This window comes from Nocardiopsis ansamitocini (assembly GCF_030268225.1).
GTDB classification, from domain to species: Bacteria; Actinomycetota; Actinomycetes; order Streptosporangiales; family Streptosporangiaceae; genus Nocardiopsis_D; species Nocardiopsis_D ansamitocini.
The window spans coordinates 415,081-434,698 of sequence record NZ_BSQG01000004.1 but is presented as its reverse complement, the minus strand read 5'-3'; the positions used below and the strand labels follow the sequence as shown (position 1 = coordinate 434,698).

At 71.7% G+C, this 19,618-nt stretch carries 17 protein-coding genes; 13 read left to right on the top strand and 4 right to left on the bottom strand.

Features of this window, described 5'->3' with window-relative positions; all coding sequences use genetic code 11:
- Positions 1-27: 27 nt before the first annotated feature.
- From QSJ59_RS14430 to QSJ59_RS14380, 11 genes are all read left to right on the top strand, one after another.
- A complete protein-coding gene (locus QSJ59_RS14430) occupies positions 28-1,680 on the top strand; it encodes an ABC-F family ATP-binding cassette domain-containing protein (protein WP_285760046.1) in 1,653 nt (550 codons plus the stop codon).
- 65 nt (positions 1,681-1,745) lie between these two features.
- Positions 1,746-2,969 (top strand): sensor histidine kinase, encoded by a 1,224-nt coding sequence (locus QSJ59_RS14425; protein WP_285760045.1) that lies wholly within the window; start codon positions 1,746-1,748, stop codon positions 2,967-2,969.
- A gap of 27 nt (positions 2,970-2,996) precedes the next feature.
- The gene (locus QSJ59_RS14420) at positions 2,997-3,662 is read left to right on the top strand and encodes a response regulator (RefSeq protein ID WP_285760044.1); all 666 of its coding nucleotides are present in this window, start codon (positions 2,997-2,999) and stop codon (positions 3,660-3,662) included.
- Between the two features lie 64 nt (positions 3,663-3,726).
- Positions 3,727-4,719: a phosphotransferase gene (locus tag QSJ59_RS14415; protein WP_285760043.1), complete on the top strand. Its 993-nt coding sequence runs from the start codon at positions 3,727-3,729 to the stop codon at positions 4,717-4,719.
- A gap of 208 nt (positions 4,720-4,927) precedes the next feature.
- Complete coding sequence (locus QSJ59_RS14410; protein ID WP_285760042.1) at positions 4,928-5,776, top strand: siderophore-interacting protein; 849 nt, start codon at positions 4,928-4,930, stop codon at positions 5,774-5,776.
- 131 nt (positions 5,777-5,907) lie between these two features.
- Positions 5,908-7,128 carry a GTP-binding protein gene (locus QSJ59_RS14405; protein WP_285760041.1) on the top strand — a complete coding sequence of 407 codons (1,221 nt, stop codon included), beginning with the start codon at positions 5,908-5,910 and terminating at the stop codon, positions 7,126-7,128.
- Positions 7,129-7,142: 14 nt separating this feature from the next.
- The gene (locus QSJ59_RS14400; RefSeq protein ID WP_285760040.1) at positions 7,143-8,429 is read left to right on the top strand and encodes an MDR family MFS transporter; all 1,287 of its coding nucleotides are present in this window, start codon (positions 7,143-7,145) and stop codon (positions 8,427-8,429) included.
- 125 nt (positions 8,430-8,554) lie between these two features.
- Complete coding sequence (locus QSJ59_RS14395) at positions 8,555-10,060, top strand: ABC transporter substrate-binding protein (protein WP_285760039.1); 1,506 nt, start codon at positions 8,555-8,557, stop codon at positions 10,058-10,060.
- Between the two features lie 4 nt (positions 10,061-10,064).
- On the top strand, positions 10,065-11,903 hold the full coding sequence (locus tag QSJ59_RS14390; protein ID WP_285760038.1) for an ABC transporter permease subunit: 1,839 nt from the start codon (positions 10,065-10,067) through the stop codon (positions 11,901-11,903).
- A gap of 122 nt (positions 11,904-12,025) precedes the next feature.
- Positions 12,026-12,697: an ATP-dependent Clp protease proteolytic subunit gene (locus QSJ59_RS14385; RefSeq protein ID WP_285760037.1), complete on the top strand. Its 672-nt coding sequence runs from the start codon at positions 12,026-12,028 to the stop codon at positions 12,695-12,697.
- Positions 12,694-13,296: an ATP-dependent Clp protease proteolytic subunit gene (locus QSJ59_RS14380; RefSeq protein ID WP_285760036.1), complete on the top strand. Its 603-nt coding sequence runs from the start codon at positions 12,694-12,696 to the stop codon at positions 13,294-13,296. Before QSJ59_RS14385 ends, QSJ59_RS14380 begins: the two co-directional genes overlap by 4 nt.
- 74 nt (positions 13,297-13,370) lie before the next feature.
- Here the strand turns inward: QSJ59_RS14380 and QSJ59_RS14375 are convergent, their stop codons facing one another.
- Complete coding sequence (locus tag QSJ59_RS14375) at positions 13,371-13,721, bottom strand: helix-turn-helix domain-containing protein (RefSeq protein ID WP_285760035.1); 351 nt, start codon at positions 13,719-13,721, stop codon at positions 13,371-13,373.
- 154 nt (positions 13,722-13,875) lie between these two features.
- On the opposite strand from QSJ59_RS14375, the gene QSJ59_RS14370 reads away from it, so the two are divergent.
- Complete coding sequence (locus QSJ59_RS14370) at positions 13,876-14,706, top strand: metallophosphoesterase family protein (protein WP_285760034.1); 831 nt, start codon at positions 13,876-13,878, stop codon at positions 14,704-14,706.
- 61 nt (positions 14,707-14,767) lie between these two features.
- Here QSJ59_RS14370 and QSJ59_RS14365 read toward each other — a convergent pair whose 3' ends face one another.
- Together QSJ59_RS14365 and QSJ59_RS14360 are read right to left on the bottom strand one after the other, a co-directional pair.
- Complete coding sequence (locus QSJ59_RS14365; protein WP_285760033.1) at positions 14,768-16,108, bottom strand: arsenic transporter; 1,341 nt, start codon at positions 16,106-16,108, stop codon at positions 14,768-14,770.
- 146 nt (positions 16,109-16,254) lie between these two features.
- On the bottom strand, positions 16,255-17,121 hold the full coding sequence (locus QSJ59_RS14360; RefSeq protein ID WP_285760032.1) for an ATP-grasp domain-containing protein: 867 nt from the start codon (positions 17,119-17,121) through the stop codon (positions 16,255-16,257).
- Between the two features lie 409 nt (positions 17,122-17,530).
- On the opposite strand from QSJ59_RS14360, the gene QSJ59_RS14355 reads away from it, so the two are divergent.
- Entirely contained in the window at positions 17,531-18,043 is a 513-nt protein-coding gene (locus QSJ59_RS14355) for a globin domain-containing protein (protein ID WP_285760031.1), read from the top strand.
- Here QSJ59_RS14355 and QSJ59_RS14350 read toward each other — a convergent pair.
- Positions 18,040-19,524 (bottom strand): UDP-N-acetylmuramoyl-L-alanyl-D-glutamate--2,6-diaminopimelate ligase, encoded by a 1,485-nt coding sequence (locus QSJ59_RS14350; protein ID WP_285760030.1) that lies wholly within the window; start codon positions 19,522-19,524, stop codon positions 18,040-18,042. The two genes, QSJ59_RS14355 and QSJ59_RS14350, sit on opposite strands and share 4 nt — an antisense overlap.
- Between the last annotated feature and the right edge of the window lie 94 nt (positions 19,525-19,618).

The following is a 19,618-nucleotide window of genomic DNA, read 5'->3' as shown; positions in this document are numbered from 1 at the left end:
CCCCGATTCCACGAAGGCGGCCGCCTCTTGTCCACCACCCGATTCCAGCAGTACCAGGAGCAGTCCCCGGTGCTCAGCGCCCGCGACCTCGCCAAGATCTACGGCGAGCACGTCGTCTTCGACGGGCTCTGTGTCGACGTCGCCCCGGGGCAGCGTCTGGGCCTCGTCGGGGAGAACGGCGTGGGCAAGTCCACCCTGCTGCGCCTGCTCGCCGGCGTCGAGGACGCCGATGCCGGTACCGTCGTGCGCCCGGCCGACACGGCCTTCCTGCACCAGGAACCGCCCTACCCGGGTTCCACCACGCTGGGCGCGGTCGTGGAGGACGCGCTGGCCGAGGTCCGCGCGATCGAGCGGGAACTCGCCGAACGCTCCGCGGCCCTGGACGCCCGCCCCGAAGAAGAGGCGGCGCTGAGCGCCTATGGAGCGGCCTTGGACCAGGCCGAGACGCGTGAGGTCTGGGACGCCGACCGGCGGGCCGCGCACGTCCTCGCCGGTCTGGGGCTCGCCGACCGCGACCCCGAGCGCACCCTGGACACGCTCTCGGGCGGTGAGCGCGCACGCCTGTCCCTCGCCGCGCTGCTCGTCCGCCGTCCCAAAGCCCTCGTCCTGGACGAACCCACCAACCACCTCGACGACGCGGCCGTGGCCTTTTTGCAGGACCACCTGCGCGCCACGACCGGCGTGCTCGTCCTGGCCAGCCACGACCGGGTGTTCCTGGACGAGGTGTGCACCCAGATCCTCGACCTCGATCCCTCCCGCGAGGGACGCACCTTCTACGGGGGCGCCTACAGCTACTACCTGCGCGAGAAACGGGTGGAGCGACTGCGCTGGGAGCAGCAGTACCGGGACGAGCAGGACGAGTTGGTGCACCTGCGCCAGTCCGTGCACGACACCGCCCGCAAGGTCGGCCAGTTCCGCCCGATGAAGGACGGCAACCGGATGGACTACGGGGGGATGGGCAACGCCGTGCAGAAACAGATCGCCCGCCGTGTCCGCAACGCCCGCCAACGTCTGGACACGCTGGAGCGCGACCAGGTGGCGCACCCGCCCCGGCCGCTCTCCTTCGCCGCGGGACTCACCGGAATCCCACCGGAAGGAGCGGCGGTGCGGGTGCGCGACGTCGAGGTCCCGGGCCGACTGGTGGTGCCCGAGCTGGACCTGCCCGGCTCGGGGCGGCTCCTGGTGACCGGTCCCAACGGTTCGGGCAAGTCCACCCTCCTGCACGTCCTGGCGCGTACCCTGCGTCCCGTTCACGGAACCGTCCGCTGGCGACGCGGGGTCGAGGTGGCGCTGTTGGAACAGGACGTCGGGTTCAAGCGCCCCGAAGCCACCCCATCGGGACTGTTCGCGGCCATGACACGCACCATGGACGACCCGCCGGACCTCGCCGGCCTCGGCCTCGTGGCGCGCGCCGACCTCGATCGACCGGTCGGCGCGCTCAGCGTCGGCCAGCGCCGTCGGGTCGCGCTGGCCCTGCTGGTGGCCCGCGCCCCGCAGGTGCTGCTCCTGGACGAGCCCACCAACCACATCGCGCTGACCTTGGCCGAGGAACTGGAGGAGGCCCTGCGCAGCGCGCCGGGATCGGTGGTGGTGGCCACGCACGACCGGTGGCTGCGCAGGGGCTGGGACGGACCGTGGTTGCGCCTGGAGCAGGGGCGGGTCGTCGAGCCCGCCGCCTGACGGCTCACACGGCCTCGGCCGATCGGCCGAGGCCCCGACACCACCGCGCGGCCTATTCTGGGGCGATGCCGAACAGGACGTACGACCAGACGGGGCAGAAGGCAGGGAAAATGTCCCTCCGGAGGTCGGTGCTGCTGACCGCCGTTGCCGCCGCACTGCTCGGGGCGGCCTGGTACAGCGATCTCGGCAACACGCTGCCCGACCTGCGTTTCACCTCGGAGTGGATGGGCCCGCCGCCGTCGTGGCGCGACTACCTGCCCCCGGTCTTCGGTGCGGTCACCGCGGTGGCCGCGCTCGCCGTTCTGCCTCCCGCGGTCCCGGCCCGCCCCACCTGGATCGTCGCCGCGGTGATCACCGTCGGGTCCATCGTGGTCTCCACAGTCCTGGGGGCGGGGCCCCCGGGCCAGTTCTTCGGTTATCCCGTCGCCACGACCGAGGTGCTGGCGTTGGCGCTGCTGGCGAACCTGGTCGTGCTGCGCGGGTCGCCCGGGGCGCTGGTGTGCACCGCGGGCGGACTGCTGGTCGCCTACCTGTCCATCGAGCTGCGCCGGGCGACGGTGGGGGACGACCCGCAGAACTGGGTCGTTCCCCTCGGTTTCGGCGTGGCCGCGCTGGCGCCCGGGTTCTACCTGCGGTGGCGCGCGTCCCAGCACGCCTGGCGCATCGACCAGGCCCGCCGGGAGGAGCGGCTCCTCCTCGCCCGCGACCTGCACGACGCGGCCGCCCACCACATCACCGGCATCGTGGTCCAGGTCCAGGCCCTGCGCCACGTGGCGGCGGCCCGCCCCGATTTGGCGGTGGCGGCGCTGCCCGCCATCGAGGAGGCCAGCGGGGACGCCCTGACCGCGATGCGCCGGATCGTGGCCACACTGCGCGAGGACGACGGCTCCGGCCATGAGGCGTCCCCGCCCGGTGTGGCCCTGCACGCCCTTTCGGCTCCGGGGAGCGAGTTCGAGGCGAGGGTCGACGTCCGGGTCGAGGGCGACCCCGATCGGCTCCCCGTCGAGATCGCCGACGCCGTACTGCGCATTGCCCAGGAATCGGTCACCAACGCGCGCCGACATGCCCGCGATGCCACCCGTATCGAGGTCCTGGTCCGGGTCGCCTGCGACGGGGTGGAACTCAGTGTGCGCGACAACGGCAGAGGCGGTGCTTCGGCCGCCGGCCGGCGTAGGGGGTACGGTCTGACCGGGATGGCCGAGCGGGCCAAGATCCTCGACGGCGACTTCACCGCGGGCCCGGTGCCGGACGGCCCAGGGTGGCGGGTCGACGCCCGGTTCCCGGTGTAGAGGACTCGTGAGACAGGGGAACACGACGTGGTGATCCGCGTGCTGCTGGCCGACGACCAGGAAATGGTCCGGACCGGATTTCGCTACATGCTCGACGCCGAAGAGGACATCGAGGTGGTCGGTGAGGCCGGCGACGGGCTAGGCGCCCTGGAGATGGCCGGGCGGCTGCGCCCCGACGTCGCCCTGCTCGACATCCGCATGCCGGGCCTGGACGGCCTGGAGGTGACCCGCAGGATCGCGGGCCCGGGGGTGGCCGACCCGCTCAAGGTCGTGGTGGTGACCACCTTCGACCTCGACGAGTACGTGCACGCCGCGCTCACCGGCGGCGCGGTGGGCTTCCTGCTCAAAGACGCCGGGCCGACGCTGCTGATCGAGGCGGTGCGAGCCGCCTCCCGCGGTGACGCGCTGGTCTCGCCGACGGTCACGGTCCGCCTGCTGCGGCATTTCACCGCCACGGGCGGACGCGCCGCGCGCGGGGGGATGCCCGAGCACGACCTCACCCGGCGCGAGACCGAGATCGTGCGCGCGGTCGCACAGGGGCTGACCAACGTCGAGGTGGCCGACGACCTGTTCGTCTCGCTCAGCACGGTCAAGACGCACCTGTCCAGCGTCCAGACCAAGCTCGGCGCCCGCAACCGCGTCGAGGTGGCGGCTTGGGCCTACCGGTGCGGGCTGATGGACGACGAGACCTGACCGGCACTGCCGCCGGGGCGGTAATTCGGGTGTGTGCGGGGGAACCGGGCGTTACCGTGGCGGCGTGCGTGAGCGACCAGCGGACATCGACGAGACCGGAATACGGCACTCCCTGCGGGAATGGGGGATCGACGCCGTTCGGTCGGACTACGCTCCGGTCGGTTTCGGCGACCACCACTGGCACGTGCTCGACGCCGGTTGCCGGCGGTGGTTCGTCACCGTCGCCGACCTCGACCACAAGGAGCACTGCGGTGCGGACCGGGCCGCCGCACTGGACGGTCTGCGGCGCGCCATGGACACCGCCGCGGCCCTTGCCGAGGACGGGGGATCGGGCACGGTCGTGGCGCCGTCGCGGACCGTGCGCGGCCGGACGGTGCACCGGCTCGGGGACCGCTACACGATCAGTGTCTTCCCGTTCGTGGAGGGGGAAACCGGTCACTTCGGCCAGGACCTGGCCGCAGAGGAGCGCGGCCGGGTCATCGATCTCCTCGCCGAACTGCACCGGCAGACCCCGCCGGCAGCAGTTGCCGACCGTTCACTTCAACTGCCCGGGCGCCACCGGTTGGCCGCGGCCCTGGCGGGGACCGGCCGGCCCTGGGCGGGCGGCCCCTACGCCGAGCCCGCCCGCCGGCTGGTCGCGGCCAACGCGCCGGGACTGCGTCGTCGGTTGGCCGCGTTCTACCGCCTGGCCGAGCAGGTGGGGCTCGGCGCAGGCACTCCCGTGGTGACCCACGGAGAACCGCACCCGGGCAACCTGCTCTGGGCGGGGAGGCGTCTCCTGCTGGTCGACTGGGACACGGTGGGGCTGGCCCTGCCCGAGCGCGACCTGTGGCTGGTCGCCGCGACGTCCGCCGATCTCGACCGCTACGCCGGGCGCAGTGGCAGGGTGCCCGATCCGGCGGCTCTGGCGTTCTACCGGCTCAGGTGGGACTTCTCCGACGCGGCCGAGTTCCTCGCCTGCTTTCGCGCACCGCACGACCGCACCTCCGACACGGAGCGGGCCTGGTCGGGGTTCGGCGACACCGTGCGGAGGTTGGCCGCCGACGACTCGGCCTAGGACACGGAGCGGGCCCGTGGGGCAGCCGACCGGCCCGTGAGTGGGGGTGCCCGTCGCCGGAGGCTCCGGGCGGTGTCGGCGCCACCGGTCGGTCCGGCGTTGCGATCGATCGGTTCATAGCATCGACGGGGTGCGAGGTCACTGCCCTTCGGAGAGGCATTAGGCTTACCTAACAAAGAGGTGTGCCTTACTACAGCTGGTGGTGACCATGTCCGACCGTCCACAGCGCAATCCCCGACCGGTCAACCGGGGCCGGGTGCGCGCAGTCGAACGGCTGAGCCCGCACATGATCCGGGTGGTGCTCGGCGGGGCGGGTCTCGCCGGGTTCGAGGCGGGGGCGTACACCGACCACTACGTCAAGCTGGTCTTCCCGCAGCCCGGAGTCGACTACCCCGAGCCCTTCGACATGCAGGCGGTGCGCCGGGACCTCCCGCGCGAGCAGTGGCCCAGCACGCGTACCTACACCGTGCGGGCCTGGGACCCCGAGTCCCTGGAGCTGACCATCGACTTCGTCTACCACGGTGACACCGGGCTGGCCGGCCCCTGGGCGGCCAACGCCCGGGCCGGCGACGAGATCGTACTCCTGGGGCCGGGGGGCCTCTACGCCCCCGATCCGGCCGCCGACCTGCACCTGATGGTCGGTGACGAGAGCGCACTGCCGGCGATCGCGGCTTCGGTCGAGCGCCTGCCCGAGGACGCCCGCGGTCACGTGTTCGTCGAGGTGGCCGGCCCCGAGGAGGAGCAGAAGCTCGCGGTGCCGGCCGGAGTGCGCCTGCGGTGGCTGCACCGCGGCACGTCCCCCGTGGGCGCGGCCCTGGTGGCCGCCGTCCGCGATCTCGACGTTCCCACCGGTCGGGTCCACGCGTTCGTCCACGGCGAGGCCGGGTTCGTCAAGGAGTTGCGCCGCCTGTTGCGCGTCGAGTGGGGCCTGGCCCGCGACGACCTGTCCATCTCCGGCTACTGGCGACTGGGGAACAACGAGGACGGCTGGCAGGCGGGCAAGGCCGAATGGAACCGTCAGGTGGAGGCGGAAGAGGCCGCGGCCTCTGCTTCCTAGACCGGTCGAACGGGGCCGCCTCCGCACGCGGAGGCGGCCCCGTTGCGTTGCAGGGCCGGTGCGCGCGGGGCACGGGGGATGCTATACAGGCATATTGAAAACGATAACCATTGCGAAAAGGTCGGTGGCGCGTGGGCGCGACAGGAGACGACGCGGCGACGCTGCCGGTGACGGTGCTCTCGGGCTTCCTGGGGGCAGGGAAGACCACTCTGCTCAACCATGTCCTGCACAACCGCGCGGGAGTGCGCGTGGCGGTCATCGTCAACGACATGAGCGAGATCAACATCGACGCCGGGCTGGTGCGCGAGGGCGGTGCCCTGTCCCGTACCGAGGAGCGGCTGGTTGAACTGACCAACGGCTGCATCTGCTGCACCCTGCGCGACGACCTGCTGGCCGAGGTGGGCCGACTCGCCGACGAAGGACGCTTCGACCACCTCCTCATCGAATCCAGCGGTATCTCCGAACCGATGCCGGTGGCCGCAACCTTCGCCTTCGCCGACGACAGCGGCGCCCGGCTGCTGGACCGTGCCCGCCTGGACACCATGGTCTCGGTGGTGGACGCCGCCAACTTCCTGCGCGAACTGGGGGCCGGCGACGATCTAACCGCCCGCGGACTGGATGCCTACGAGGACGACGAGCGCACCGTCAGCGACCTGCTCATCGACCAGGTGGAATTCGCCGACGTCCTGGTGCTCAACAAGGCCGACCTGGTCGCCCCGGCGGAGCTGGACCGGGTCGCAGCCGTGCTCGGCAGACTCAACCCCCTGGCCCGGGTGGTCCGCGCCAGTCACGGCCGCATCGATCCGGCCCTGATCATCGGTGCCGATCTCTTCGACCCGGAGCGGGCCGCACGCGCTCCCGGCTGGGCGGCCGAGCTCAACGGCGACCACGTGCCCGAGACCCAGGAATACGGGATCTCCAGCCTGGTCTTTCGCGCCGGGCTCCCCTTCCATCCGCAACGGTTGTGGCAGGTGGTCGAGCGCATCGTCCAGACGGCGGAGTTCGGCGCGGTGCTGCGCTCCAAGGGCTTCTTCTGGCTGGCCACCCGCGGTGCAGTGAGCGGGATGTGGTCCCAGGCCGGCCCGGTTCTGCGTTTCGAACCCTCGGGGCTCTGGGATTTCGACGAGGCACCGCCGGAGGGGACCCCCGCCGCGGAAGCCCCCCGGGCGGCCGCCCCTCGCCAGGAACTCGTCTTCATCGGCACCGGACTGCGCACCGACGCTTTGCAGGCGGCACTGGAGGAATGCCTGCTCACCGCAGACGAGCACGCGCGGGGCCCGGCTGTCCTGTCCGACCCGTTCCCGGCATGGGATCTCCCCACCGCGCCCGACGACCTCACCCACCCGCACTGACCAAGGGCTCTCCCGTGTCCCCGACCACCCGTGCGCCCAGACTCCTCCCAGCCTTGGTGCAGCGGTGGTGGCTGCTGGGCCGCCTGCGCGCCGTTCCCGGGCCCACCCGACTGCTCCTGCTCACCCAGCTGGCCTTCAACGTCGGCTTCTACCTGGTCCTGCCCTTCCTCGCTGTCCACCTCGCCCAGGACCTCATGCTGGCGGGCTGGGCGGTCGGCCTGGTTCTGGGGGTGCGCACGTTCAGCCAGCAGGGACTGTTCGCCCTCGGCGGCGCCCTCGCCGACCGGTTCGGCACCCGGCCCGCCGTGCTGGCCGGGTGCGCACTGCGGGTCACGGGATTTGCCATCCTGGCGCTGGCCGGAGACCTGTGGTCGGTCCTGGTCGGCGCGGTGCTGACCGGGCTGGCCGGCGCGTTGTTCTCGCCGGCGGTCGAGGCGGCGCTGGCCGAACAGGGGGCCGGTCTGGAGCGCCGAGGGACGATCACCCGATCCGAACTGTTCGCCCTGTTCGCGGTCTGCGGAGAGGTGGGGGCGGTCGCCGGGCCGTTGCTGGGGGCCCTGCTGCTGCGGGTGGACTTCGCCCTGGTCTGTCTGGTCGCCGCCGGCGCCTTCGTGCTGATCGGCCTTGCGCACGTGCGCTGGCTGCCGCGCTCGGCACCTCGCCACGCAACGGAACCGGTCCTGGCGGGATGGTCGGAGGTGCTGGGCAACCGGGTGTTCTGGCTGTTCGCGCTCTGCTACAGCGGTTACCTGCTCAGTCACAACCAGCTCTACCTGGCACTGCCGGCAGAGTTGCAGCGCGCGGGGCACCCGTGGGCGCTGGGCTGGCTGTTCGCGCTCGCCTCGCTGCTCGTCGTGCTCGGCCAGCTGCCGATGGCCGACTGGGCCCGGGCCCGCCTGGGGCCGCGGCGTGCGCTGCCGCTGGGCTTCGCGCTGCTCTCGGCGGCGTTCGCTGTCGTGGCGCTGGATGTCTGGGCCGCGCCGGGCTGGGGGGCGCTGACTCCTGCGGTGTCGATGGTGGTGCTGCTCACATTCGGACAGATGCTGGCCGTTCCCACCGCCCAGGACCTGGTCGCGGACCTGGCCGCCGAACGGCGCCTGGGGGCGCACTTCGGCTTCCTGTCGTCGGTCGGCGGACTGGCGGTCCTGGTCGGCGGGGCGGGGGTCGGGCACCTGCTGGACGGGTTCGGCGCGCTGCCGTGGGTCGTGCTGGCGGGGGTCCCCGCACTGGGCGGTGCGGCGTTGTGGCTGCTGATCGGTCGCGTCCGCGAGGGGCATCCGGTGCCCGACTCTGAACAATAACGACAATCATTGTCGTTTTCATTGTAAGGTGTGGCTGTTCGTCCGCAATGCCGTTTTTCCGGTCGCCGGGCCCCGCCCGCGCGGTGATCCTGCCCCGGCCCCGCCCAGAAGTAGAAGAGACCCTCATGCCTGCCCATCCCCTCGCCCGGCTGCTCCGTGCGTCGACCGCCATGGCCACCGGACTGTCCCTGCTCGCCGTATCAGGCTGCTTCAGCGGGTCGGGGGCGCCTGCCGCCGACGACCGACTGGCCGTGGCCATGCTGCTGCCGCCCCGTTCGGCGCTCAACCCCTTCACCGACGACGCCTTCAAACTGTCCCGGCTCGGTATCGCCGAGACGCTCGTCCAACTCGACGAGCCAGGAGACCCCCACCCCATGCTGGCCGCCCGATGGGAACGCGTGGACGCCACGACCTGGGAGTTCACCCTGCGCGACGACGTCGTCTTCCACGACGGCACCCCCATGACCACCGACACGGTGGTCACCGCCCTGACCGCCGCCACCCGGGCCGAGCCCAAGCCGCGCATCCTCGACGGCGTCGAATGGGAGATCCAGGCCGTCGGCCGGGACACCGTGGTCATCCGCAGCAACTCCGACGACCCCCTGCTGCCCCAGCGGCTCTCCAGCCCCCAACTCAGCATCCTGGCACCCGATGCCTACGACGGCCAGGCCGTGGACCCCACCGGCCGCGGAACCGGACCCTTCGAGCTGACCGCGCTCAGCGGCGGCGACAGCGCCACCCTGGACCGCAACGACGACTACTGGAACGGCACCGCCTCCGCCTCCGGCATCGACGTCTCCTTCGTTCCCGACGGCACCGCGCGCGCCGCTGCGCTGCGCACCGGCGAGGCCGACATCGTCGAGGCCATCCCGCCCGCGCAGACCTCGTTGCTCCAGGAGGGCACCTTCCGCGAGGTACCCATGCCGCGCACCAACACCCTCTACCTCAACACCCGGGAGAGCAGCCCTCTCGCCGACCCGGGACTGCGCGCCGCGGTCCGCGAGGCGATCGACCCCGCACCACTGGTCGCCGACATCTACGAGTCCCGCGCCGACCGGGCCGCCGGCCTGTTGGGCCCGGCGCTGCCCTGGTCCGCCGGACGTCCGGAGCCCCGGTTCACCACCGACGCAGCCGACCCCGACGACGTCCCCCTCACCCTGGGCACCTTCAGCGACCGCGCCGAACTCCCCGAGGTCGCCGCCACGCTGGAGCAGCAACTGGAAGCCGCGGGATTCGACGTCCAACTGGAGATCCGGGAGTACTCCCAGATCGAGGCCGACGCCCTGGACGGTGCGTTCGACCTGTTCATCCTGTCGCGCGCGACCGTCCTGGACTCCGGCGACCCGGTTGCCTACCTGGTCAGCGACTTCTCCTGCGACGGCGGGTTCGCCATCTCCGGCCTGTGCGACGACGAGGTCGACACCCTGCTCGCGGACGCCGCACAGGAGGCCGACCTCGACCGGCGCCGCACCCTGGTCCTTGAGGCCGAGCGCGCGATCCTGCGGACCGGCGCCGCCGTGCCGATGCTGCACGAGCGTGTCATCCAGGGCAATGCGCCCGGCGTGACCGGAGCGCTCTTCGATCCCCGTGAGCGGCTCCTCGTCGGCCTCGACACCAGTGCCGCGGGCTGATCCCGTGCGCCTTGACCACCTCCGGCCGCCTCCATGGCTGATCGTCGCCGTCAGCCGGGTCGTCGCGGTCGGGCTGCTGCTCCTCGTCCTGGGAACCCTGCCCTGGTGGTCGGGCCGCGACCCCGCCCGGACCATCCTGCGCGCGGGGTCCGCCGACCGCGATCTCGACGCCGAGGCGGTCGAGGCCGTGCGCAGGCGCCTCGACCTGGAGGACGGCCCCCTCGCCCTGCTCGGTCGCTGGCTGGACGGCCTCCTGCGCGGCGACCCCGGAACCTCCTGGGTGTCGGGCCGCCCCGTCCTGGACGGACTCTGGGCCAACCTCGGGGTCTCCCTCACCCTGATGAGCGGCGCACTGGCCGTGGCCCTGTTCCTGGCGGCCCTGCTCGTCCTGCCGACCCTGCACGCCGGTTCGCGCGGCAGACGGCGCGAAGGCACCGGTTTCACCGCCGCCCTGCTCACCGCCACCCCGGAGTTCCTCATCGCCTCGGCGCTGCTCGTTGTGGTCTCGGTATGGCTGGGCTGGCTGCCGCCCTACGGCTGGAACGGTCCCGCGAACATGGTGCTGCCCGCCCTGGCCATGGGGATCCCGGCCGGCGGCCTCCTCGCCCGCCTGGTCGACGACGGATTGACCGGTGCGTTCGGCGAGCAGTGGAACCAGACCTGGCAGGCCCTGCGGTTCCGCAGCACCCGGGTGGTCGCCGGCGGACTCGCCCGCGCCCTGCCCGCGCTGTTCCCCCAGTTCGCCCTCGTCGTGGTGTCCCTGGTCGGCGGAGCCGTCACCGTGGAGACGCTGTTCGCGGTGCCCGGTATCGGCCGCACGGCCGTGGGCGCGGCCATCGTCCAGGACCTGCCGGTCCTCCAGGCATGCGTGCTGATACTGCTGCTGTTGGGTGTCGCAGCCGGGGCCCTGGCCGCGCTCGCTCAGCTCATCGTGATCGGGCCGGCGCTGCGCGGGGCCGCACTCTCCGGAGCACCGCCGCCCCCGCCCTCCGACAGCCGACTGCGCCGCGCACTGCCGGTGGCCATCGCCGCGGTGCTGGGCGTGGTGATCGTCGCCGGCCTGCTGCGCGACCCCGAGGCGGTGGACACCTCCATGCGGCTGGCACCTCCCTCCTGGGCATTGCCCTTCGGCGCCGACGCGTTGGGGCGCGACGTCCTGGCGCGGGTCGGTCACGGTGCGGCAGGCACCATCGCCACGGCCGGGGCCGTCACCGTCGCGGTCCTGGCCGTGGGACTGCTCCTGGGAATGTTCCCCCTGATCAGTCGAGGGCCGGTGGAGGTCGTCAACGCGATGCCGCCCATTGTCGCCGGCCTCGTCACCACCGCGGCCCTGGGGCCGAGCGCTCTGGGGGCGGCCGTGGCCGTGGCGGCGACCTCCTGGGCACCGCTGGCCGCCCACACCTCGGCTCTGGTGCGCGAACAGTTGGCCACCGGATACGTCGAGGCCTGCCGGACCCTCGGTGCCTCCACCTGGTGGATCTACCGAACCCAGGTACTGCCCAACGTGCTGCCCTTCGTCCTGCGGCACGCGCTGGTGCGGCTGTCGGGGATCGCCTTGGCCCTGGCCTCGCTCAGTTTCCTCGGCCTGGGCGCCCGGCCGCCCGCTCCCGAGTGGGGTCTGGTCCTGGCCGAGGGGATGGGCTACGTCGAGCGCGCACCGTGGGCCGCGCTGGCCCCAGCGGGCGGACTCGCCCTCCTGGGCGCCCTGGCGGTCACCCTGTCCACCCTGCCCCCGCGCGGTCCCGCTCGGCAGCGGCGTCGCTCCGGTACGGCCCGGCCGGGCGATCGTGTCGACCGGGTGCCGGACGGGCTGACGGTGGCCGGGGGGCGCGCCGGGCGCTGAAGGGCCGGCCGTCGTCTGCCCGTAGCAGATCTCCCCAGGGCAGATTCGCTTCCACCGGGAGTGCTCCAGCGGTGAGCCTGGTGGTGAGCCGGAACGGGTCCGGCCACCATCAGGAGGACACCATGGCACCGATCACCCAGCGCCTGGAGGGAGCGGTCGCCGCCGCACAGCCCTTCGACGACCAGTTGGCGGCCCGCCTGCTGCACGCCCGGATCGTCGTGTTGGGCGAGCAGGTCGACGACCCCGTCGCCAACCGCGTCTGCGCGCAACTACTGCTGCTGTCGGCGGAGGACTCCCGCAACGACATCCACCTCTACATCAACTCGCCGGGCGGTTCCATCAGCGCCGGGTTGGCCATCTACGACACCATGAACTTCATCCCCAACGACGTTTCGACACTGTCCATGGGACTGGCGGCGAGCATGGGCCAATTCCTGCTGTGCGCGGGCACCGCGGGCAAGCGCTACAGCCTGCCCCACGCCCGGATCATGATGCACCAGCCCTCCGGCGGACTGGGCGGGACGGCCGCCGACATCGCCATCCAGGCCGAGAACCTTGCCCACACCCGAGCCGTCATGCAGGAGCGCATCGCCGCGCACACCGGCCAGAGCGTGGAGACGATCACCCGCGACAGCAACCGGGACCGCTGGTTCACCGCCGAGCAGGCACGGGACTACGGGATCGTGGACCACGTCGTGGACTCCGCCGCCGCGGTGGGTTTCGCCGATTCGCGGGGCTACGGCTTCGTCGGCCGGTCCGTGGACAACGGCGCGACCGCCGGGGAGGACGCGTGAGCTCCTACACGATCCCCACGGTGGTGGAGCGCACCTCCAACGGCGAACGCGCCTACGACGTGTTCAGCCGACTGTTGTCGGAGCGCATCATCTTCGTGGGCACCGCCATCGACGACGGGGTGGCCAACGTGGTGATGGCGCAGTTGCTGCACCTGGAGGCCGAGAGCGCCGAACAGGACATCCACCTCTACATCAACTCGCCCGGCGGTTCGGCGACCGCGCTCACCGCCATCTACGACACCGTCCAGTATGTGCGCCCCGACGTGGCCACGGTCTGCATGGGACAGGCCGCCTCGGCCGCCGCCGTGCTGTTGGCTGCCGGCGCACCCGGCAAGCGCTCGGCGCTGAGGCACGCGCGGGTACTGCTGCACCAGCCTTCCGGCAGTGCCCAGGGGCAGGCGTCGGACCTGGAGATCCAGGCGGCGGAGGTCCTGCGGGTCCGCGCCGAGGTCGAGGCGATCCTTTCCGCGCACACCGGCCAGAGCGTGCAGACCCTGCGCGAGGACACCGACCGGGACAAGATCCTCACCGCGGAGCAGGCGAAGGAGTACGGGATCATCGACCAGGTGATCCCCAACGGCGCATTGCGTGCCGGCTGAGCGGCCCAGCACCGTCGTGACGGTGCAGTGCCCCCGTTCCCACCGCTGAAGACGGGGACGGGGGCGAGAGGAGGTCAGGCCGCCAGCAGCATCGCCTGCGGGCCGGTGCGGGGCGCGGGAAGCGCCGTCGGCGCGGCGGGCGCGAAGCGGTGGGACAGTTGCTCGCCGACGTCGCCGACCAGGTCGATGAGCCGCAGGTCGAGTGCGCGGTAGACGGCGGCCAGTACCTCCGAGGAGGGCTCCTTGCGTCCCCGCTCGATCTCGGAGAGGTAGGGCATGGAGACCTGGGCGGCGTCGGCGACCTCGCGCAGGGTGCGTCCCTGCTCCTGCCGGACACGGCGCAGCGCGTCACCGATCAGGTGGCGCAGCAACGGTTCCTCGTCGTGGGCGGGATCGGGCACGATGTGCAGGATGCGATCGCTCATGGGACCTTCCGCTGCTGGCCGGTGGACGGTGCCGTCAGTCTAGACACCGGCGCCCCTCCTGCCGATGGCGCTTCGCTGCGGGCGTATCGTGCGCCCCGATCCCGATAACGTCGAGGTCAGTCGTTGTCCGATCCACCCGTGGGGGAGTCCGCCCGTGGCCGCGCGCCCGTCCGTCCTGTTCGCCGTCAGTGACCTGCATGTCAGCCACCGCGACAACCGCCCCGTCCTGGACACGATCCGCCCGGAAGGCCCCGAGGACTGGCTGCTGGTCGCCGGGGACGTCGCCGAGACCATCGAAGACGTCGAATGGGCGCTCCGGCAGTTACGCGACCGCTTCGCCCAGGTGGTGTGGGTTCCCGGCAACCACGAACTGTGGTCGCCGCGCGACCGGGCCGACGTGCCGAGGGGCGAGGACCGTTACCTGGCGCTGGTCGAGATGTGCCGCTCCCTGGGTGTGCTCACCCCCGAGGACGACTACCCCGTGTGGCGGGGAGCGGGCGGCCCCGTCACCGTGGCACCGCTGTTCCTGCTCTACGACTACACCTGGCGTCCGGAGGGGACCAGTACACCGGAGGAGGCCCTGGCCTACGCCCACAAGACGGGAGTGGTGTGTTCCGACGAGTTCCTCCTCGACCCCTCCCCCTACCTCAGCCGGCAGGCGTGGTGCGCGGCCCGGGTGGCCTCCACGGCAGCCCGCCTCGCCGCCTGTGATCCCGATCTGTCCACCGTCCTGGTCAACCACTATCCCCTGGTCCGCGAGCCCACCCGGATCCTGCACTACCCGGAGTTCGCGCAGTGGTGCGGTACCGAGCACACCGCCGACTGGCACCGGCGCTTTCGCGCGGCAGCCGTGGTCTACGGGCACCTGCACATCCCGCGCGTCACCGTGCACGACGGGGTCCGCTTCCACGAGGTGTCCCTGGGCTATCCGCGGGAGTGGCGTGCCCGCCCGGCCCCGCCGGTGCTGCCGCACCGCATCCTGTGACCCGATCGGCGTCGCGGCTCGTTGGCCCGGTCGGCGCCCCGGGGCGGGGCCCGAGCGCTGTTCAGGGACCGAGTACGGTCAGCCAGCCGGCCAGGGCGACCAGTGTGATGAGCAGTACCGGGACGGTGAGCACGACGCCGGTGCGAAAGTAGCGGCCCCAGCCGATGTGCATTCCCTTGCGGTCGAGTACGTGCAGCCACAGCAGCGTGGCCAGACTGCCGATGGGGGTGATCTTGGGTCCCAGGTCGGAGCCGATGACGTTGGCGTAGACCATGGCGTCGTGGATGGGACCGGTGGCGCCCACCGTGCCGATCGCCAGCGCCGCCACCAGCACGGCGGGCAGGTTGTTCATGATCGAGGCCAGCAGGGCCACGACGACGCCCACCCCCAGGGCGGCGGCGAGCACGCCGTGGTCGCCGAAGAACGCGAAGAGCCGGGCGAGCTCGTCGGTGAGCCCCTGGTTGCGCAGGCCATAGACCACCAGGTACATCCCGATGCTGAACAGCACGATCTGCCAAGGAGCCTCGCGCACGACCCGGCCCACGTCGACGGGCCGGACGGCAGGGCGGTCCGCATCCAACCGGGCGAACAGGACGGCCGGTCGACGCGCGGCCACAGCGGCCAGCGCGAACGCCCCGAGGCCGGCGACCACAGACAGGGGGACCCCCGCTTGCTCCGCGGCGAAATAGCCGGCCAGCAGCAGCGCCAGTACGACCCACCCCGCGCGAAACGTCAGCCGGTCGCCGATGGCGGTGTCCGGTGCGGGCAGTGCGTCCATCGCGTAGGTCGCGGGAATCGAACGGCGGAAATACAGCAGGAGCACCGCGAGGCTCGCGGCTGTCGCCACCAATCCGACGGGTGTCATCACCACCGCGTAGCGGGTGAATCCGATCCCGAAGAAGTCGGCGGTGATGATGTTGACCAGGTTGGACACCACCAGCGGAAGGCTCGCGGTGTCGGCGATGAACCCGGTGGCCATCACGAACGCCAGCGCCGCACCGGGCGGGAACTTCAGGGCCAGGACGATCTGTACGACGATGGGGGTCAGGATCAGTGCCGCCCCGTCGTTGGCGAAGAGCGCCGAGGTCGCCGAGCCCAGCAGCACCACGAGAACGAACAGTGCTGTTCCGCGTCCCCGACCCCACCGCGCCACGTGCAGTGCCGCCCATTCGAAGAAACCGGACGCGTCCAACAGCAACGAGATGATGACGATCGCGACGAAGGCCAGGGTGGCGTTGCCGACGATGCCCACCACGTCGGGGATGTCGCTGAGGTGCACCACCGACGCCGCCACCGCCGTTGCGGCGCCGCCCAGCGCGCTCCAGCCGATGCCCAGCCCCTTGGGCTGCCAGATCACCAGCGCGAGCGTACCGATGAAGATGAGGACGGCCACCACTGCCATGGCTGATCAGACTCCGCGCTCGTGGGGCCCGTGCCGCCTTCGGGCGCGGTGGGCGTGACGTTCATGGTGACCTACCCGCGGTGGCGAGAACCATCACCACCGCCGGGCAGGCGAGTGGTCAGGAGTATGCCCGGAAGCGGGTTCGCTCAGCGCCGGGCGCCTGCATGGCCGGCCAGGACCTCGGCGAAGCGGGACGCGGCACCGGCGTCCCGGGTCAGGAACAGTTCGGGTTCGATCAGTTCCAGTTCCATCACCGCCGGTCCTGATGCGGTCCGGACCAGGTCGACCCGGGCGTAGCCGGTGGTTTCCGGTGCCAGTCCCAGGGCCTGTTCGGCCACGGCGCGCTCCTGGGAATCGGGCGTGTGGTCCAGGACCGATCCGCCGTGGTGCTCGTGGACCCGGTACTCGCCCGAGGCGGGCACCTTGCGCACCGCGTGGCTGAAGCGTCCGCCGAAGTACAGCAGAGAGATCTCCCCGTCGGCCAGGACCGAGGGGGCGAAGGGCTGGATCAGCGCATCGCCTTCGCGGGTCAGCGCGGCCAGGTGGTCTGCTGCCCGCGGATCGTCGGCGGGTGAACGCAACGCCCCGTGGCCGCCCACGCCCACCGCGGGTTTGATTACGACCTCGCCCGTGCCGGAGGCGCGCAGCGCCTCGGCCTGCCGGCCGGGCGAGGCGTCGCGGCGCACCAGCGCGGTGGGCAGCACCGCAGCCCCCTTGTCGGCCAGTTCCACCAGGTAGCCCTTGTGGCTGTTCCACTCGATGAGCGGCGCTGGGTTGAGCAGCCGGGACACCTCTGCCACGTGCCGGGTCCATTGCAGGAACTCCCCGTGGCGCCCGGCGTAGTCCCAGGGCGTGCGCACCACGACCAGAGGGATCTCGGCCCAGTCCAGCGGCTCGTCCCAGGCGCGCACCTGGGCGCTCAGCCCCACTGCGTCCAGTGCGGCCACGAGCAGGTCGGTCTCGGGGACCGGGCGGGGGAGTCGGCGGGCGCTGGCCAGGATCAGGTCGGGCATGGTGCTCCTCGGCGGTGGGGGTCTCCAACCGCCAACTATGGCCAAAGCCGTCGGCGCCGTCGCGGGCGGGGCCACCCGATCGTGTTTGGGGGCCGTGTCCGCCGGTAGAGGTGAACGCGGCCGCCCTGTCGCTGGTCCGGAGCGACCATTCCGATCACGGGGGCGGGGTAATATACCACTCACAAAGAGTGAAATATGGGCAAATCCTATGTGTTTTTTATCGCTAAAAAATGAAACGACTATCTTTCACGGTCAGGGGCTTACGAAAAAGTATTCTCAGCCGCGGTTTGTGCACGTTGGTGTCGGTGATCGCTACGGTTGCACCGCACAACCCCCTGCCCAAGGCGGTGCGGAGCGGACACCACACGGACTGGTTCGCTTCCGCGCGTCGTATTACCTCGGAGAGCCCATGGCACCGCGCCCCATCGATGACGTACCGCTGCCTGATGAGCGCACCATCGAGGAGGTGCGCGCCTCCTGTGCCGATCTCGGCGACAGCCCCACGATCCTCGCGGAGCGCTTCTACTGGCACCTGTTCGACCTGGTCCCGGAGATCCGGTCCATGTTCGGTGCCGACATGACCCGCCAGCACGAGCGCATGGCCGACGTGCTGCTCCAAGTGGTCACCCACTTGGACCAGCCCCACGAAGTGGCCGACTACCTGCGTCAGCTCGGGGCGCACCACCACCAGATGCTCGGGGTGAAGCCCGACCACTACCCCTTCGTGGGCCGCGCCATGGTCCGGGCGATCCGCGACCTGTCGCCGGTGTGGTCCTCCTCCTTCAGCTCGTCCTGGATCCTGGTCTACGAGTGGATCGCCGCCACCATGCTGGCCGGGGCCAGGGCCCGTGCCCAACAGATGGCCGAGGGCGGGGCCACGGAGAGCACCGCCCGTCACAAGCGTCCGGCCCGCTCGCTCTAGCCCCGCCCGTCCGCAGCGTCGGCGAGTTCACGAGCGGTCGCCATGTCGCTGAAGGGCCGCAGTTCCTCGCCGACGATCTGGTGGGATTCGCTGCCCTTGCCCGCGATCAGCACGGTGTCGCCCGGACGGGCCGCGGTCAGGGCCAGGGCGATCGCGGCCCGCCGGTCGGTCAACCGCCGAAACACCGCATCGGCGGCGACCAGACCCGGTGCGATCTGGTCCAGGATCGTCTCCGGGTCCTCGGTGCGGGGGTTGTCGGAGGTGAGGACGCACAGGTCGGAGTGGGTGCCGGCGATCCGCCCCATTTCGGCGCGCTTGGTGATGTCGCGGTCGCCGCCGCAGCCGAAGACCGTGATGACCCGGCCCGTGGCGAAGCCGCGGATAGCGGTCAGGACCTTCTCCAAGGAGTCGGGGGAGTGTGCGTAGTCCACGACCACGGTGGCGCCCCCCGCGGTCGCAAAACGTTCGAAGCGTCCCGGGACCGGGGGAATCCGTTCCAGTGCCGACACGAGTCCGGCCAGGTCGTGCCCCAGTGCGTGACAGGCGGCCACGGCGGCCAGTGCGTTGGACACCGAGAACCGGCCCGGCACCGGGACCGCCGCCGGGTACTTGCGGCCGCCGTGGTGCAGGGTGAAGCGGGTGCCACCGGCGTCCGCGAACAGGTCGGTGGCCCGGTAGTCGGCCGGGGCGTCCAGGGCGTAGGTGGCGGTGGCCCCCGGCATCAACGCCGACACCACCGCGCAGACCGGGTCGTCGGCGTTGACCACCGCTCGCCCGCACAGACCGCGGAACAGGCCCAGTTTGGCGTCGCGGTAGTCCTCCATCGTCCCGTGGTCGTCCAGGTGGTCCTGGGTCAGGTTGGTGAAGACCCCCACGTCGATGAACGCGCGGTCCACCCGGTGGTTCAGCAGGGCCATCGACGTGGCCTCCAGCACCACGCTCGTGGCGCCGCCTGCGCGCATGCGGGCCAACAGATACTGCAGCTCCGGGGCCTCAGGCGTGCTCAACACGGTCGGGGGCATCGGGATCAACGCGTCGCCGATCCGGCTGCCCAGCGTTCCGATGACGCCCACCCGTGCGCCCTCGGCGATTCGCAACACCGACTCCACCATCGACGACACCGAGGTCTTGCCGTTGGTGCCGGTCACCGCCACCATCTCCATCGCACGCCCCGGCTCGCCGTGGTGGTGCGCGGACGCGACCGCCGTCGCGACCCGTGCATCGGCGACCCGCACCACACAGGCGTTCCCGACCCATCCCGGTACGTCTGCCGTGCCGTCTACGAGCACGGCTGCCGCCCCGCGGGCCAGCGCCGCTGCACCGGCCGCCGCCCCGCCCGCCTCGGGGCCGGACAGGGCGACGAACAGGCAGCCGGCCGCGGCCCGTTCGGCGTCCAGGCACGCCCCGGCGGTGACCTCCGTCCACGGGTCGCCCTGGATTACCTCGTATTCGCACCCGGCCAGCAGTTTGCTCAGTTGCACGGTCGATCCCTTCAGGGGGGCGGTGCCGCGCACGCTGTCAGGAGCCGACTCCGCGCACGCAACGGGAGCCGGCGGAGCATGTGGGGCACCGCGG